11 protein-coding genes are annotated in these 14,649 nt (G+C 69.6%); 5 read left to right on the top strand and 6 right to left on the bottom strand.

Annotation, left to right across the window (positions count from 1 at the left end):
* Positions 1 to 85 precede the first annotated feature (85 nt).
* Positions 86 to 1,597 carry an ArnT family glycosyltransferase gene (locus tag D7X96_RS25730; protein ID WP_121770966.1) on the bottom strand — a complete coding sequence of 504 codons (1,512 nt, stop codon included), beginning with the start codon at positions 1,595 to 1,597 and terminating at the stop codon, positions 86 to 88.
* A 101-nt stretch (positions 1,598 to 1,698) separates the two neighbouring features.
* Here D7X96_RS25730 and tesB point away from each other — a divergent pair, with 101 nt between their 5' ends.
* Positions 1,699 to 2,568: an acyl-CoA thioesterase II gene (tesB, locus tag D7X96_RS25725; protein ID WP_120549266.1), complete on the top strand. Its 870-nt coding sequence runs from the start codon at positions 1,699 to 1,701 to the stop codon at positions 2,566 to 2,568.
* A gap of 18 nt (positions 2,569 to 2,586) precedes the next feature.
* Here the strand turns inward: tesB and D7X96_RS25720 are convergent, their stop codons facing one another.
* Both D7X96_RS25720 and D7X96_RS25715 read right to left on the bottom strand, forming a co-directional pair.
* Positions 2,587 to 3,159 carry a hypothetical protein gene (locus tag D7X96_RS25720; protein ID WP_120549267.1) on the bottom strand — a complete coding sequence of 191 codons (573 nt, stop codon included), beginning with the start codon at positions 3,157 to 3,159 and terminating at the stop codon, positions 2,587 to 2,589.
* 87 nt (positions 3,160 to 3,246) lie between these two features.
* Positions 3,247 to 4,476: a heparin lyase I family protein gene (locus D7X96_RS25715; RefSeq protein WP_121722353.1), complete on the bottom strand. Its 1,230-nt coding sequence runs from the start codon at positions 4,474 to 4,476 to the stop codon at positions 3,247 to 3,249.
* A 533-nt stretch (positions 4,477 to 5,009) separates the two neighbouring features.
* Between D7X96_RS25715 and D7X96_RS25710 the strand changes: the two genes are divergently transcribed.
* Positions 5,010 to 6,803: a sigma 54-interacting transcriptional regulator gene (locus tag D7X96_RS25710; RefSeq protein ID WP_120549269.1), complete on the top strand. Its 1,794-nt coding sequence runs from the start codon at positions 5,010 to 5,012 to the stop codon at positions 6,801 to 6,803.
* An 8-nt stretch (positions 6,804 to 6,811) separates the two neighbouring features.
* Here the strand turns inward: D7X96_RS25710 and D7X96_RS25705 are convergent, their stop codons facing one another.
* Entirely contained in the window at positions 6,812 to 8,185 is a 1,374-nt protein-coding gene (locus D7X96_RS25705; protein ID WP_121770965.1) for an alpha/beta fold hydrolase, read from the bottom strand.
* Positions 8,186 to 8,625: 440 nt separating this feature from the next.
* On the opposite strand from D7X96_RS25705, the gene D7X96_RS25700 reads away from it, so the two are divergent.
* Both D7X96_RS25700 and D7X96_RS25695 read left to right on the top strand, forming a co-directional pair.
* Positions 8,626 to 9,342 (top strand): class I SAM-dependent DNA methyltransferase, encoded by a 717-nt coding sequence (locus D7X96_RS25700; RefSeq protein WP_120549271.1) that lies wholly within the window; start codon positions 8,626 to 8,628, stop codon positions 9,340 to 9,342.
* A 12-nt stretch (positions 9,343 to 9,354) separates the two neighbouring features.
* Positions 9,355 to 10,188, top strand: a complete 834-nt coding sequence (locus tag D7X96_RS25695) for a ThiF family adenylyltransferase (RefSeq protein ID WP_120549272.1) — start codon at positions 9,355 to 9,357, stop codon at positions 10,186 to 10,188.
* Between the two features lie 80 nt (positions 10,189 to 10,268).
* On the opposite strand, the gene D7X96_RS25690 is transcribed toward D7X96_RS25695, so the two are convergent.
* Positions 10,269 to 10,721, bottom strand: coding sequence for a DofA protein (locus D7X96_RS25690; protein WP_120549273.1), 453 nt, complete (start codon positions 10,719 to 10,721; stop codon positions 10,269 to 10,271).
* Positions 10,722 to 11,094: 373 nt separating this feature from the next.
* Positions 11,095 to 13,539, bottom strand: a complete 2,445-nt coding sequence (locus D7X96_RS25685; RefSeq protein WP_244219716.1) for a penicillin acylase family protein — start codon at positions 13,537 to 13,539, stop codon at positions 11,095 to 11,097.
* 275 nt (positions 13,540 to 13,814) lie between these two features.
* Between D7X96_RS25685 and D7X96_RS25680 the strand changes: the two genes are divergently transcribed.
* Positions 13,815 to 14,468: a CDP-alcohol phosphatidyltransferase family protein gene (locus tag D7X96_RS25680; protein ID WP_120549275.1), complete on the top strand. Its 654-nt coding sequence runs from the start codon at positions 13,815 to 13,817 to the stop codon at positions 14,466 to 14,468.
* Positions 14,469 to 14,649 lie beyond the last annotated feature (181 nt).

The raw sequence follows: 14,649 nt of genomic DNA, 5'->3' as shown, positions 1-14,649 counted from the left end.
TTAAGAATGAATTGCGGTTATTCCTGAGTAGGTGTGAATTTCGCGAAACTTAGTGGATCCATGAACTTGGAATGTTCACTGGCAGTCAGGGTTGGGGCCAGAGCCGGACGCGGTCGTCCTGGATGAGCTTGCCGTTCGCCGCGTCGGTGGTGCCGCTGGCCATGAAGCGGCGGGGCGTATCGCGCGCGGCGAGGAGCGCGGCCTCCACCCAGAGCAAGAGCAGCAGCGCCCCGGCGAACACGGGCAGCCTCCGGGCCACGCCCGCGTGGCGCTCCCCCAGGATCTTCAAGGGCAGCACCAGGAGCGGCAGCAGCGCGGGGAAGACGACGAGCAGGCCGCGCGCGTAGCCAAAGAAGGCCAGCGTGACGAGCACCCGGTGCAGCACCACCAGTGACAGGAGCCGGAAGGGCGCGTGCGCGGGCTTGAGCGACAGCAGCATCCCGGCGAGGAGCAGCGCCGCCAGGGGCCACTTGAGCCACCCCGCGTCCGGGACGAACACGTCCACCGGGGCGCGCTCGCCGGTGAGGCCCCCGGGCACGTCCGACACGCCAATGCCCAGGCGCAGTCCGTCCAGCCACAAATCCAGCTTCGTCCAGAGCAGCCGGGCCGCGTCGCCGGGCGCGTCCAGCATCCAGCGCAAGCCTTCCGCGTAGCCGTGCAGGAGCAGTCTGCGGTGCTCCGGGCGGGAAGGGTCCAGCTGGCCGTTGCTGCCGCCCTGGTTGATGAGGGCCGGGGTGAAGCCCCCGGTGGCGCCCGGGTGGTTGGCCATCGCGAAGTTGAGCGGCCCATACACGGTGACGGGCACCCACCGCGGCAGCGGCTCCAGGTGTGGTGCCCGCGCGTTCAACTCGCGCATCGTGTCCAGGTTTCGCAGCGCGGAAGGGACGAGCACCAGCAGCGACACGCCCACCGCCGCGCCCCAGCGCACGGCCCAGGGCTTCCATGACCCAAGCTCCGGGGCCCGCTCCCGCGCGGTCCACGCATACACACACAGGAACGGCCACAGCCCCAGGTGCTCCGCGCGGGTGAGCGTGCCCAATCCCATCACCGCGCCCAGGGCCAGCCCCTCGGGCCAGGACGGCGCCCGGCCTCCCACGCGCAAGGCCAGCGCGCAGGTGAAACACAGCCACAGCGCGGACACGGTTTCATTGCTGTACGTGGTGGACAGCACCAGCCACCCGAAGCTCGTGGCATACAGCCCCGCCGCCACCAGGCTCCACGCCGTTCCCAGCAGGCGCCGCCACCAGCCCTGGCAGAAGGCCACCGTCGCCGCGCCCACGCAGGCGAGCGCCAGCTTGTACGGCAGCGCGCTGCCCCGGGGCTCTCCCAGCACCCGGTACAGGAAGCCCAGGAGCGCGGGGAACAGGGGCGGGTGGTAGGGCAGGGCGGCCGGGACTTCACGGCTCCGGGCCAGGTCCAGCGCGGCGGTGTGGAAGAAGCGCGCGTCGCCCGCGAAGAAGACGGAGAAGGGCCAGTCCCGGTCCGGCGCACCCGCCAGGTACAGCCCGCGCAGGAGCAGGCTGGCGGCGAACGTGGCCGCCATGCCCCAGGCCGCCGGGTGCCGCCGGACGGCGTCTCGCAGGGAAAGCGGGGCCATGGGCTCCTCCGCGGAAGAAAGGCGCCGCACTCTACATTGGCCCAGGCGCGGGGGCCGGCGGCTGGAGTAGAGACGGGGTGCGTCAAAACGGGAGGACGTACATGAGCCGGGTGCTGGATGAGCTGTTGGGGCTCCTGAAGCTGGAGCCCATCGAGGAGAACCTGTTCCGTGGCTCGAGCCAGGACCTGGGCTTCCGGCAGCTCTTCGGAGGGCAGGTGCTGGGGCAGTCCGTGTCCGCCGCCAGCCAGACGGTGGAGGCGCAGCGCACGGTGCACTCGCTGCACGGCTACTTCCTGCGCCCCGGGGACGCGGGCCTGCCCGTCGTCTACACCGTGGACCGCGTGCGCGACGGCGGCAGCTTCACCACCCGCCGCGTGGTGGCCATCCAGAAGGGCCAGCCCATCTTCACGCTGATGGCGTCCTTCCAGGGGGAGGAGCCGGGCTTCACGCACCAGGCCACCATGCCGGACGTGCCGCCGCCGGAGTCGCTGCCCACGGACCTGGAGCTGCTGGGCCGCCACGCGAACCGGATGTCGGAGCGGCACCGGGAGAAGTTCCTCTCCGCCAAGCCCATTGAAATGCGCCCGGTGACGTACGTGGACCCCTTCGAGCCCAGGGCCGAGCCGCCCGTGAAGCACGTCTGGTTCCGCGCCGACGGCGCCATGCCCGACGAGCCCCAGGTGCACCGCTACGTGCTCGCGTACGCCAGCGACTTCAACCTGCTGGGCACCGCGCTCCAGCCGCACGCGCAGACGTTCCTCCAGCCGGGCTTCCAGATGGCCAGCCTGGACCACGCGCTGTGGTTCCACGGCGACCTGAAGGTCAACGACTGGCTGCTCTACACGATGGAGAGCCCCTGGGCCGGCAACGCCCGGGGCCTGGCGCGCGGGCACGTCTTCACCCGCGACGGGCGGCTCGTCGCCTCCGTGGCCCAGGAAGGGCTGCTGCGCCAGCGCCAGGACGCGCGCTAGCCGCGCGAGCCTGGGACGTCAGAACGCGACGCCCGGGACGGCGCGCGGGCGGGGGCCGCCCATGTCGATGGTGCCGCCGCCGCCGCCCGGCTCCGAGCCGGTGGTGGGCTTCAGCAGCATGGTCACCACCACCATCGACCCGAGCACCGCCGCGCCGATGGAGCCCGTCAGGAGCAGCGTCTTGCCCAGGCTGAACTCGCGCAGCTGGGCGTGGTCCACCTCGGACAGGGACACCTCCATCGCGGGCGCGGGGGCTCCGGACGTGGAGCCCTCCAGCGGCACGCCCCGGAAGCGGTCCGCGTCCACGCCCACCTGGATGTAGCGCTGGAACTCCGCGTCCGTCCGGGCGGAGCCCCGCGCCAGCGCCAGCGGCGTGTCCGAGCTGAACTCGTGCGGCTGGCCCTCCACGTCCCGCACCGTGCGGTGGCGCTCCGTGGGGCGGTTGAGCAGCACGTCGCCCAGCTCCCGCATCAGCGCCGCGTTGTCGTCCCGGAAGCCGTCCAGCCGCGTGAGCTCCGGCTTGGGGATGGCGTAGGTCGTGGTGCAGGACGCGAGCAGGGACAGGGCGGTCAGCGCGGCGCACAGACGCATGGGACGGCTCCTCGAAGAGACTTGCTTTCCCGAGAAAGCCTATCCCGGAGCGTGCCCCGGCGCCTACCGGGGCACGCGGCCGGTGTCTCACTTCAGCTGGTAGTTGGCATCCAGCACGTCCGCCTTCGAACGGCCCATCACCCAGCCGTCGTGGTAGACGACGCCCACCGGCGCGATGGTGTCGTTCCGGTACAGGCCAATCTTCAGGTAGTTGAGCTGCCCGGAGAACTGCGTCGCGATGTAGCGCTTGGGCAGCACCAGGTTGCCGTTGTAGTACAGCTCCACGAAGCCCACGGTGGCGTTGGGCGACCACTTCACGTGGAAGATGAAGTCGTGCCACGCGTTGCGCACCAGCGGCGTGCGCCAGACGATGACGCCCGGCGAACCGCCGATGTTCAGCCGCATCTCCTCGCCGTAGACGTAGAACTCCACCGGCGGAGAGCCGCAGCAGCCGTCGTGGTGCCACTGGGTGAAGAGCTGCCAGGTATTCACGCTGGGGAAGTCCGGCGCGAAGCGCGTGCTCCAGCGGTACCAGTACTCGGAGCCGGAGGGCTCCTTCGTCTGCTTGAAGATTTCGTTCCGGTTGCCGCTGGAGTTGATGGGGTCATCGCCCTGCTTCACCGTGGCCTTGAGGGCGAAGCCGCCCTCGCGCAGCGGCGATGAGACGACCTGGAGCCGGTCCGAGGACATCATCTGCGTGCCGTCCCACTGGCTGCGGTCACCGGACTCGAAGTCGCCCCGCCACACGATGCCGCCGGGGTTGGTGGGAGGCGGCTGCGTCGTGGTGCCGGCGCACGGGCGCGCCTCCGCGATGCTGGCCCAGTCATTGAGGGTGTTGCCCTGCACCGTGACGCGCACGCGGCGCGCGCTCACCGACGTGAAGGCGTACGTCTCCGCCGCGGTCGTCGTCCCCAGGCTCTTGCCGCTGTACACCTGCGTATAGGTGTAGCCGTCCGGTGACACGGAGATGGTGAACGTGTTCGCGCGCTTGTTGCCCTCGTGCCACGCCACCGACACCGCGCCCACGGCCTTGGTGGCGCCCAGGTCGTAGTCAATCCACTGGCCCTTGCCCAGGCTGCTCCAGCGCGTGGTGAGCTGATCATCCAGCGTGTTCGCCGCGACGCTGCCGGCGCCGTCGTCGCCGCTGGCCTTCACGCTGGCGGGTGTCAGCTGTGTGCAGCCGGTGGTCGTCAAATCCTCGCCAGCCGAATCAAGCGACGGCTGGCGGTCATCCACGGGAAGGGAACCATCCGGAGTGCCGCAGCCGGCGGCGCCCAGGACGAACAACGTTTCAACCAGGAGGAGGGTTTTCTTCAAGGGGGTGGCCCAGGGGGAAAGGTCAGGCAGTAAAAGGCCATGCTCCGAAGACTGGAGGCGGGACACGGCCGGGGAATGTCTGGCTTTGCGGCGGGGCAATCCGGCAGCAGCAAAGGCCGCCGTACTCCAAGGTGATAAACCGAATATCGAAGTTCTATTTCGAACACAAGCGACACCGAGCCCGCCTGCATGCCAGGCAGGCTTGGATTGAAAAGACAGACATCAATTTCAGACGGCCCGGTTGGAATCGTTCAACACACCGGCAGGGGAGACACGGCCCGTCGCGTGGGATGCGTACCGCCGGAGCACGGCGTTTCATGGCTCGGGTTGTGGTGCGGTGTGGGGTGTCACGCGCACCACGCCCAGGCAGGGCATTTCGGACCCGTGTCCAATGGCGACGTGCCGGGGGTACACCCCTTTGCCGCCGACTTGCGATGACGGAAGAATCAGGCAGAACCCCCACCCCCAATGTCCGTGGACTTCCAGGATGCCCGCCGCGCGGCGGCCATGAGGCCGGTCAATTGACGCACCCCATGTCGCGCCCCGTCTCCGAGCAGGTCGCACGGAGCGAGCGCAAGCCGCTGTACGTGAAGGTGGTGACGCAGCCGGCGCTGCATGGCTGCTGGTCCGTCAACATCAGCGAGACGGGCATCGGGCTCATCGCCACGCCGCGCCGGCCTTCTGAAGGCCCGCACGAGAACGAGCCGGTGGAGATGGCCTTCTCGCTGCCGGACACGGGCGCCCACGTGCGGGTGCACGGCACGGTGCGCTGGCGCCACGACACGGCGGGAGCCGGAGGCACCGTCGCGGCGCTGGGCATCAGCTTTGGCGCCTTCGACGCGGCGGACGGCGTGAAGCTGGCGCGCTACCTGGCCACGGCGCACCTGCAGGTGGTGGTGGCCTTCGCGTCGGACGACGAGACGCGCGCGGTGCGCCAGGCGCTGGACGGCGTGGCGTCTCCGCACTTCGCCGCCGCCGCGGAGGACGTGCACGCGCTGCTGACGCGCGGGGACATGGCGGCGCTCATGGTGTGCGGCCAGGACGAGTCGCGGGCGCTCGCGCTGGTGGAGTCCCTGGCGGAGCTGCGCGCGGAGGTGGACCCCACGGGGGCGGGGCCCCCCAGCGACCTGGCCCCGCGCATCGTCTACTGCGCCCCGGCGGCCCCGGACCGGCTGGTGGCGCTCTTCAACGCCGGCCGCATCTACCGCGCGCTGGGGCCGTGGCCGGACCCGGACGTCCTGCGCGAGGCGGTGCTCCAGGCGGGGCGCGAGCACGGCTTCCGCACGGAGCAGTGGCGCATGGCGCTGGAGCTGGAGCGCAACCTCATGCGCGAGCGCGCGCTGGCCCAGACGCCGGTGGTGGGCGTGGGCCGCCATGGGGAGGACGTGGGCTTCCGCAGCCCGCCCATGCAGCGGGTGATGGAGATGGTGCGCCTGGTGGCCCCCCACCGGGTGGCGGTGCTGCTGCAGGGCGAGACGGGCACCGGCAAGGAGGTGCTGGCGCGCATCCTCCACCGGCTCTCCGGCCGGGGGGACTCGCCGCTGGTGGTGCAGGACTGCGGCGCGCTCACGGAGACGCTGCTGGAGAGCGAGCTGTTCGGCCACGTGAAGGGGGCCTTCACCGGCGCGGTGTCGGACCACCCGGGCCTCTTCGTGCTCGCCAACGGCGGCACCATCTTCCTGGACGAGATTGAGAACACCACGCCCAACCTCCAGGCGAAGCTCCTGCGCGTGCTGGAGACGGGCGACATCCGCCCGGTGGGCGGCACCCAGGTGCGCCACGTGGACGTGCGCGTGGTGGCCGCGAGCAACCGCGACCTGGGCGAGGAGGTGCGCGCCGGCCGCTTCCGCGCGGACCTCTTCTACCGGCTCAACAGCTTCACCATCGACATCCCGCCCCTGCGCGAGCGCCCGGAGGACATCCCGGAATTGGCCCGCACGTTCGTGGAGCAGTTCAACCGCACCCTCAAGCGCTCCGCCACGGGCGTGGCGCCGGACGCGGACGAGGTGCTGCACGGCTACGGCTGGCCGGGCAACGTGCGCGAGCTGCGCAACGTGGTGGAGCGGGCGGTGCTGCTGTCCCGGCCCGGGGAGATGCTCACCCGGCGCCTGTTGCCGCCCGCGCTGCTCAGCAACACCGTGCCGCGCGCGGACCCCACCGGGGACGGCTCGCTCCGGGCCCGGCTCCAGCAGGTGGAGCGCGACCTCATCCGCGAGGCCCTGGAGCGCCACGGCGGCGTCCTGCGCCGCGCCGCCGTGGCCCTGGGCATGGACCCCGTGACGTTGGGCCGCCGGGCCCGCCGTCACGGGTTGTGGAAGGCGGAGTAGCCCCGCCCTCAGTGCGCCCGCATCCACTGGAGGATGGGCTGCCACACGCGCACGCGCGCGTCCCGGGCGATGAACAGGTCCGCGTGGCCGAAGTCCAGCGCGCGCTGCGACTCCGGGCGGGTGCGCACGATGAAGTGGGTGACGTCCTTGCTGCCCAGAAGGCGCGTGGAGTACTCGCCGTAGCGGCCCACGCCGCCCCCCGCGCCCACGTACAGCACCGGCACCTTCACGTCCTTCAGGTGGTCGTCATAGGGGACGTCCAGGCCGCACAGCTGCTTCTCCGTCTCCACCACCTCGTTGAGGCTCTGGTAGGGCGCCGCCAGCTGGAAGTAGTCGAAGAGGGTGGGCTCCGGCGTGAAGGCCGTCCTCTCCGGCGTGCCGTTGATGTCCGGGATGCTCCCGGCCAGGTGGTAGTCCGGCGTCAGGGCCCGGAACTTGTACTGCGTGAAGAGGGCTTCGGTCTTCCCCGCGGCGACGATGGCGAGCTTGCGGTTGGTCACGCCACCGAGCGCCTCCGGCGCGCCGGGAGGGAAGCCATTGGGATCCTGGTCCGCCAGCAACCCCATCTGCTTCACCGGCAGCCCCGCCCCGGCCCCCAGCAGGCCGCCTTCCGTGCGGCCCTGGTCGCGAGAGGTCTGGAGCGCCACGTACCGGTCGCACGCCCACTCGCGCTGCTTCACCGCGTCCGGCCCGAAGCGCACCGGCATGTCCATGGGCACGAAGCCGTCCACCCGGCGCAGGGCGCGCGGACGCTGCGACTCCGCGTCCAGGTACGCGTACCCGATGGTCGCGCCCCGGCTCCAGCCCAAGAGGAACATCCGGTCATCGCCGCCGTTGCCGCCCAGCCGCCGCACCACGTCCGCCAGCGCCAGGCTGGTGCCCACGTCCTTCACGTGCGTCTGGATGTTCCAGTCCGCCATGAAAGCGAAGTCCGTCTCCGACTCCGGCACCCCCACCCACCGCAGGTCCAGGCCCCACACGTCCACGTCCTCGCTGGCCAGGTACGCCGCCAGCGAGCGGTCCTCCGGCATCGTCGTCACGCAGGTGTTGGTGAGGAACGCGGGCGCGAAGCCCCACAGGTCCCCGTGCACCATGAACACCGCCCGGCGGGTGCGCGCCGGGACCCACGGGTAGGACTCCCGCACCACCCGGTGCACCGTGATGGCGTCGTACTTCCCCGTGCCCACCCGCACCTTCCAGCTGTAGTGCGCCAGCCCGCTGCCCAGCACCTCGCGCTTCGTGCTGGAGGCCACCAGGCCCGCCGCCATCAACGGACGCGTCCACGGATCCGCCTGGATTGCCAGCTCGTGCGCGTCCCCCGGATTCGCGCGCAGCGCCACGAACACCACCACCACCACCCACAGGCTGAACGTCCTACGCATACCGACCTCGACTCGCATTGAGGGTCCCCCACGCAGACAAGCACCAGGCTCCGACACCCGGTGCCTCCCGATGCAGGCCTTCCCAGAGCACCTTCCGCGCCAGGGCCCAAGTGGTTGAATTCATTGGAGCTGCCCCGTGGGGCAAGCTTCACCGGTGAAGGCCGCCGGACGCGCGTCCCAGCGCCCTCCGAGTGAAGAAACGCGGGACTGCCCGTGCTTCAATGCTGAGACATGCGGACCACGGATGGCGCGGCCCCATCTGGACTGAACGGACACCCCCGCCGGCCCGCCAGGGTGTGTTTGTTCATTCAATCCAACACACACATCTGAAACAGGCAAGTCCTGGATGGTAGGGGAAGACGGCGGGGCAATCGCCCGGGGGAGGCGGCCCGGGGGACAACACCAGGTCTCACCCTGACTCCCCGCGAGGGGGAGGCCCCATGCCCGAGACCGTCTTCGTCGACAACATCTGGAACGACTTCGCGCACAGCTACGATCAGATGATCCCCGAGCTGCCCTGCTACCAGCGGCAGCGCGAGAAGATCCTCCGCGACACCCGGGAGCGCTCCTACGTCATCGACGCGGGGTGCGGCACGGGGCTGGTGAGCGAGCCCCTGGTGCGCCGGGGCCAGCGCGTCGTCGGGTTCGACAACAACCAGGCCATGCTCGCTTTGGCCGTGCGCCGCCGCGCGATGGAGCCGGAGCCGGTGCGCGCCCGCTGGACGCTCCTGCCCGGGGACGTGTCGTCCTTCCCGCTGGAGGTGGAGGGGGCCGCGGACGCGGTGGTGATGAACAACGTCCTCTTCTACGTGCGCGACCCGGAGGCCGTGCTGCGCGAGGCCTGGACGCACCTGAAGCCCGGCGGCGTCCTGTGCATGACGAGCAACAAGCGCCCCCGGCCCAACCTGGAGCTGGTGCTCAAGAACTCCATCCGGGAATGGGAGGCGCAGGGACGGTGGACGGAAGCCCTCCAGCGCGCGGTGAACCACCACCGCACCTGCGCCCAGAAGCTCACCACGGACCCCAACGAGATGGTCACCTTCCTGGACACGGACCAGGCCGTGAAGCTGCTGGAGAAGGTGGGCTTCAGCGAGGCGCTGGTGGCCGACGGCGACGACTACTACGGCGAGAACTTCTACGTCTGCATGCGCAAGTAGGGAGGCCCTCTCATGACGAACGTGAACCCCCGTTTCCAGCGCAACCTGGGCGTCCTCCACCCGCAGACCATGGACAAGCTGGCCAGCACGCACGTGCTCGTCGCCGGCGTGGGAGGCGCCGGAGGCCAGTGCGCGGTGGACCTGGCGCGCCTGGGCTTCGGCTGCCTGACGCTCGCGGACTTCGACGTGTACGAGCGCCACAACATCAACCGGCAGATTGGCTGCTTCGAGAGCACCCTGGGCCAGTTCAAGGTGGACGTGGTGGAGCGCATGTGCCGGGACATCCACCCGGACCTGCGCGTGCACAAGGTGAAGGAGGGCATCACCGACGACAACGTGGCCAGCGTGCTCCAGGGCGCGGGCGGCCTGCCGCCGGTGGACTACGTGGTGGAGGTCATCGACATCGCGGGGGCCCGCGCCAAGGAGTCCCTCCACCAGACGTGCCGCCAGGCGGGCATCCCCATCATGACCGGGCTGATGCTGGGCTTTGGCGCCGCGCTCCACGTCTTCCAGCCGGACGCGCCGCTCTACGAGGAGATGTTCATCCTCCCGGACGGCCGCATCGACCTGCCCAAAATCATCCCGCACCTGGGCAGCTACATGCTCCAGGAGTACATGGACGCCTGCTACCAGGGGAAGGGCCACGCGCCCACGTGTGTGATTGGCGCCACCACCGCCGCGGGGCTGATGGTGAGTGAAATCATGCGCGGGGTGATGCTGGGGGCCCGCGCGATGGTGTCCTGGCCCGAGTACCTCTACGTGGACCTCTTCGACCACCGCTACGTGCGCGGCTCCGTCAGCGCCGCCCGTCCGGGCCGTCCGGTGGGGCAGGGCGCGAGGGGCTGAACAGCCGCGCGGGTGCTGCGCTTCCAGAGCAGGGGGCGGGGCCGGGGGCCCGTATCCGGGCCCCCGAATCCCCCCGGGGACTACATCACCACGCCGCGCGACCGCGCTTCGTTCACCACCTGAGTGCCATCCACCCCCAGCCGCCGGGCGATGAAGCCCGCCGCGCCGTCCGCGTTCTTGTGCACGCGGATGAACTGGTCGTCATACGTGCGCGTGACGATGAGCATCCCCGACACGATGACGCGCTGGAGGTTGTGCTGCAGTTCGTTGCCTTCGATGATGACGTGGATCTCCGAGAACAGCGCTCGCGCGTCCGACAGCATGTTGGACAGGTGGCGGCGCTGCTCGCTGTTGGGGACCGCGGACTTCGCTCCCGCGATGGTCACCAGCACCAGCGGCTGCTGCTGGTGCTGCTGATACGCGTTCTGCATCTTCTGGAACACCTGCTGAATCTCTTCCGGCGTCGGTGGAGCGTCCCAGCGCAGGAAGAAGACCTTGTCGATGACGTCTGTCTTGTAGACCGGAAGTGCCATGGCGTTCGCGACTCCTTCGTGTCAGGCCCAGCGGCCGTCCCGGCCGGTTCGCTTCCAGGCGTTCTCCCCTGGGCCTGGGGGACAATCCTGCCCTTCACCCGCGGTCAAGAAACTAGCCCTGAAGGCTGACATTGCTGAGACGACACATCCCAACGGGCCTGACGGCGTCACGGACTGTGTACTCGCCTCGCGGACCCCCTTGGATGTTCGCTAGCGGATGTTGAATACAGACGCCAGGGCCGCCGGCCCTGTCTGCCTATTCCGTTCCTTGTGACAAGTTTCAACGGCGACTCCCCGTGAAAACAAGAAGGCCCCGGGAGCACGGTGGCTCCCGGGGCCTCCTGTGAGGCTTCAGGCCGTCAGGTGGAGCGGACTACCCGCCGGAGACGGTGGTCTCCACCAGGTTCTTGTCGGCGGCGATCTGCGCGTCCGTGAAGAGGATGGGGCGCCACTGCTTCTGGGAGAACAGCGCCGTCTGGTCCGCGTAGTTCGGGGACCGCGGGTCGCCGGACTGGCTGTAGGTCAGCACGGCGTTGGCGTTGGGGCCCGCGTCGGTGAACTGGAGCGCCATGATGAAGGAGCTGCCGTTGTTGATGGGGTAGCCCTCCTTGGCCAGCAGGGTGTTGCTGTTGAACGTGGCCGAGTGCGGCTGGGCGAAGTCGAACACCGTGGTGCGGGCGGCGCCGAAGGACATGACGTTCGTCACGCCCTCGCGGTGCATGCCGCCGTGCAGGGGGATGGGGGTGCCCGCGCGGGTGGTGAACTGCACCTCGCCCAGCGTCTTGTCCAGCTTGTTGCCGGAACGGTTGATGGTGAAGACGGCCTGCGCCAGCTTCACCAGCACCGGGTCGTCACCCGTGGCCGGGGCGGCCGTCAGGGTGTTGGGCGTGGCGATGGGGTTGGCCGGGTCGAAGGCCACGTCGAACAGCGGGCCCTTGTTGAGCAGCTGCGCGCCGGTGTAGGCGCCCAGGAACTCGCGGAAGATGAACGCGCCCTTCTGGTCCACGTCGTAGCGGCCATTCCAGCCGGCCAGCAGCGCGCAGGCCTCGCTGATGTCCACGACGTTGTCCTTGCCGGTGGTGTCCTTGTAGGTGACCGTCGTCTTGCCCGTGCAGCGCTCCACGACGGAAGCGCGCAGCAGCTCCTCCATGGAGCTGCGGTTGCTGAACACGGCCGTCTTCAGCTCGTCGAAGGTGAACTTGCCGTCCGCGCCGGAGGCGCCCGTCTCGGAGACCTCCGTGAGGACCTTGGCGTTCATGCGCGTGCGCGGCGACTGGGGGACGTTCTCGAAGCCGTGCAGCGGGGAGAAGCCGGTGATGGGCGCCGCGGGGTTGGCCAGCCAGTAGCTGTCGTTCGCGTTGAAGACGAAGTCCTTGCGCTCCAGCTGCGGCACCTTGGTGAAGGGCACCAGGCCGGGGCTGCGGGAGCCCGGCTCCACCTGCCACTCGTTGGCCGGGTCGCTTCCGTTGAGCACCGTGAAGCCCAGGGCCTGGAAGACGCCGTAGGTGACGTTGAGTCCGGGCGTGGTCGCCTCGGTGGCCCACTTCGTGTACGCGTCCTTGGTGAGGTTGGGCGTGGGCGTGGCGTCCGTGTACCAGGCGTTGCCGTCCTTGTCGGCGAACATGGTGTTCACCCAGGGCAGGCCCTGCTCGGAGGCGTAGACGGCCTTGAACTCGGCCAGCGTCTTGGCCTTGTTCATGCCGTGGAACTGGTCCAGGAACTTGGTGTTTTCGATGTTCGCGTCACGCAGCGTGAGCGCCGTCTGGGCGTTCCAGCCCAGCGTGCCGGCCGGGAAGCCCGGGGCCGCCGAGTCCGGGAAGGCGATCATCGGGCCGTAGTGGCTGAAGTAGACGGTCTGCGAGTAGTTGGTCAGCGACCCCTCCGACAGCTTCACCAGGATGGAGAAGGTCTTGGAGGTCATCGCGCGCTCCTCGGTGCCGTACTTGTAGACGGTCGGCTTCCCGGGCACGAGCTGCAGCTGGTAGATGGTCGCGCGCTGGCCGGCGGAGAACGTGTGCGTCCAGGCCACGTTGTCGTTGAAGCCGATGAGCACCGCCGGCACGCCCATGAGGCCCACGCCGTAGACGTTCATCTGGCCCGGCACGGTCAGCTGGCTCTCCCACAGGCGCAGCTCGCCTTCCCAGGGGAAGTGCGGGTTGGCCATGACCATGCCCTTGCCGTTGTCGGTGCGCTCACCGCCAATGGCCCAGCCGTTGCTGCCGAAGTCAGACGTCTTCAGCTTGTTCAGCTGCTCCAGGGACGGCATCTGCGGGCGCAGCGCGGCCTGCTTCGGGTCCACGGACTGCGCGCTCACGGTGGGGGGCGTGGCGGACGGGATGGTGAGCGCCAGCGCGTTGATGCCCGCCAGCAGCGTCAGGTCCGTGTTGTACGCCAGCAGGTCCACCGGGGTGATGGGGCGCACCCAGGGGGCGTTGGCGCACTCGGCGGGACGCGCCTCCGGGGCGGTGTCCTCCAGGTACTTGTTGTAGCCGGCCACGTAGCCGGTGACCATGTCCTGCATCTCCTGGGACAGGGTCGGGAAGGCCTTCTCCGCGCGCCCCATCAGGTCCATGGCCAGGTACGCGATGTCGCTGCCCACGTGCCGGTTGCCCGGGCCCTGGCCCAGGAAGCGCGCGCGCTCGCCGCGCACCTTGAGGATCTGATCCGCCAGGGTGCAGACGTGGTCCTGCGCGAAGGCATAGCCCTGGCCGAAGCCCAGGCTGCCGTAGCTGTCCGCGGTGATGTGCGGGATGCCGTAGGACGTGCGCTTGATCTTCGCGGTGTACTTCGGCGCCGCCGGGCCGGGGCCCGGGTCCACGGGCTTGGGATCCTCGTCACAGCCGGCGGTGGCCAGCAGCGCGAGGGACGCGAAAAGAGAGAAGGAAAGACGGCGGGTCCGGACAGAACGGAACCCCCCGCGGGAAGGGAGATTATCGGGGATGTGCTCGGGCATGGCGGCCCGGAGACTAGGAAGGTGGCGATTCGCCGGTCAATGTTTCTGGGATTTGACTTTTCCACGGAGATGGAACGCCCGGATGCGATGCGTCGCGGGTTTGGGAAAGCCGGAAAGACGGTGTGTGTTACACGGGGGCCATGACGCCCGAGTCCTCGTCACCGCCCGCGGCCCGCCGCCAGCGCCGCCACTTCTCCATGATTCGCACCTTCGTGCTGGCGGACTTCGTCACGCTCGGCAACGGCTTCTCCGGAGCAGGGGCCATCCTGGCGGCCATGCAGTCGCTGGCCACGGGCAACCCACGCTGGCTGTGGGTGGCGTTCTGCCTGATGCCGGTGGCGCTGGCGATGGACGTGGCGGACGGCCGCATCGCCCGGTGGCGCTTCCGCAAGTCGCCGCTGGGCGCGGACCTGGACTCGCTGGCGGACGTCATCTCCTTTGGCATGGCGCCCGCGGCGCTGGCGTTCGCGGTGGGCCTGCGCGGCAACCTGGACGTGGCGGCGCTGCTCTACTTCGTCGCGTGTGGCATCAGCCGCCTGGCGCGCTTCAACGTCACGTCCGCGGAGCTGTCCGACGGCACCGGCAAGGTGAAGTACTTCGAGGGCACGCCCATCCCCACCAGCCTCCTGCTGGTGATGGTGCTGGCGGCGGCCACCTGGCAGGGGCGGATCGGGGACGCGCTGTGGGGCGGGGTGTGGAACCTGGGTCCGCTCACGCTGCACCCGCTGGCGCTGCTCTACGTGGCCAGCGGCAGCGCGATGATCAGCAAGACGTTGCGGATTCCGAAATTCTGAAGTCTTCCGCCGTGGCGGGCCGGGGTGGTGCCATCCAGTGGACGTTCTGGAGGGCAGTTCCCCTGTTCTTCCCACGGTGAGGCGGTTGGCAGTCCCGGGGTGGGTGCCTAGCTTCGCCACCTGATCCGCGAGGGCCACACACGGAAGGTGTGGCCGCTACCGCGGCTTCAAGGCTTTTGGG

It is taken from the genome of Corallococcus interemptor, from assembly GCF_003668875.1.
In the GTDB taxonomy this organism is placed as follows: Bacteria; Myxococcota; Myxococcia; order Myxococcales; family Myxococcaceae; genus Corallococcus; species Corallococcus interemptor.
This window is presented reverse-complemented; position numbering and strand designations above follow the sequence as displayed.

What these genes read in the sequence shown, in the direction of transcription:
- D7X96_RS25690 (WP_120549273.1), bottom strand. Translation starts at nt 10,721, where the DNA reads ATGGCACTTCCGGTCTACAAGACAGACGTCATCGACAAGGTCTTCTTC.
- D7X96_RS25680 (WP_120549275.1), top strand. Translation starts at nt 13,815, where the DNA reads ATGACGCCCGAGTCCTCGTCACCGCCCGCGGCCCGCCGCCAGCGCCGC.
- D7X96_RS25700 (WP_120549271.1), top strand. Translation starts at nt 8,626, where the DNA reads ATGCCCGAGACCGTCTTCGTCGACAACATCTGGAACGACTTCGCGCAC.
- D7X96_RS25695 (WP_120549272.1), top strand. Translation starts at nt 9,355, where the DNA reads ATGACGAACGTGAACCCCCGTTTCCAGCGCAACCTGGGCGTCCTCCAC.
- D7X96_RS25710 (WP_120549269.1), top strand. Translation starts at nt 5,010, where the DNA reads ATGTCGCGCCCCGTCTCCGAGCAGGTCGCACGGAGCGAGCGCAAGCCG.
- tesB (WP_120549266.1), top strand. Translation starts at nt 1,699, where the DNA reads ATGAGCCGGGTGCTGGATGAGCTGTTGGGGCTCCTGAAGCTGGAGCCC.
- D7X96_RS25730 (WP_121770966.1), bottom strand. Translation starts at nt 1,597, where the DNA reads ATGGCCCCGCTTTCCCTGCGAGACGCCGTCCGGCGGCACCCGGCGGCC.
- D7X96_RS25720 (WP_120549267.1), bottom strand. Translation starts at nt 3,159, where the DNA reads ATGCGTCTGTGCGCCGCGCTGACCGCCCTGTCCCTGCTCGCGTCCTGC.
- D7X96_RS25705 (WP_121770965.1), bottom strand. Translation starts at nt 8,185, where the DNA reads ATGCGTAGGACGTTCAGCCTGTGGGTGGTGGTGGTGGTGTTCGTGGCG.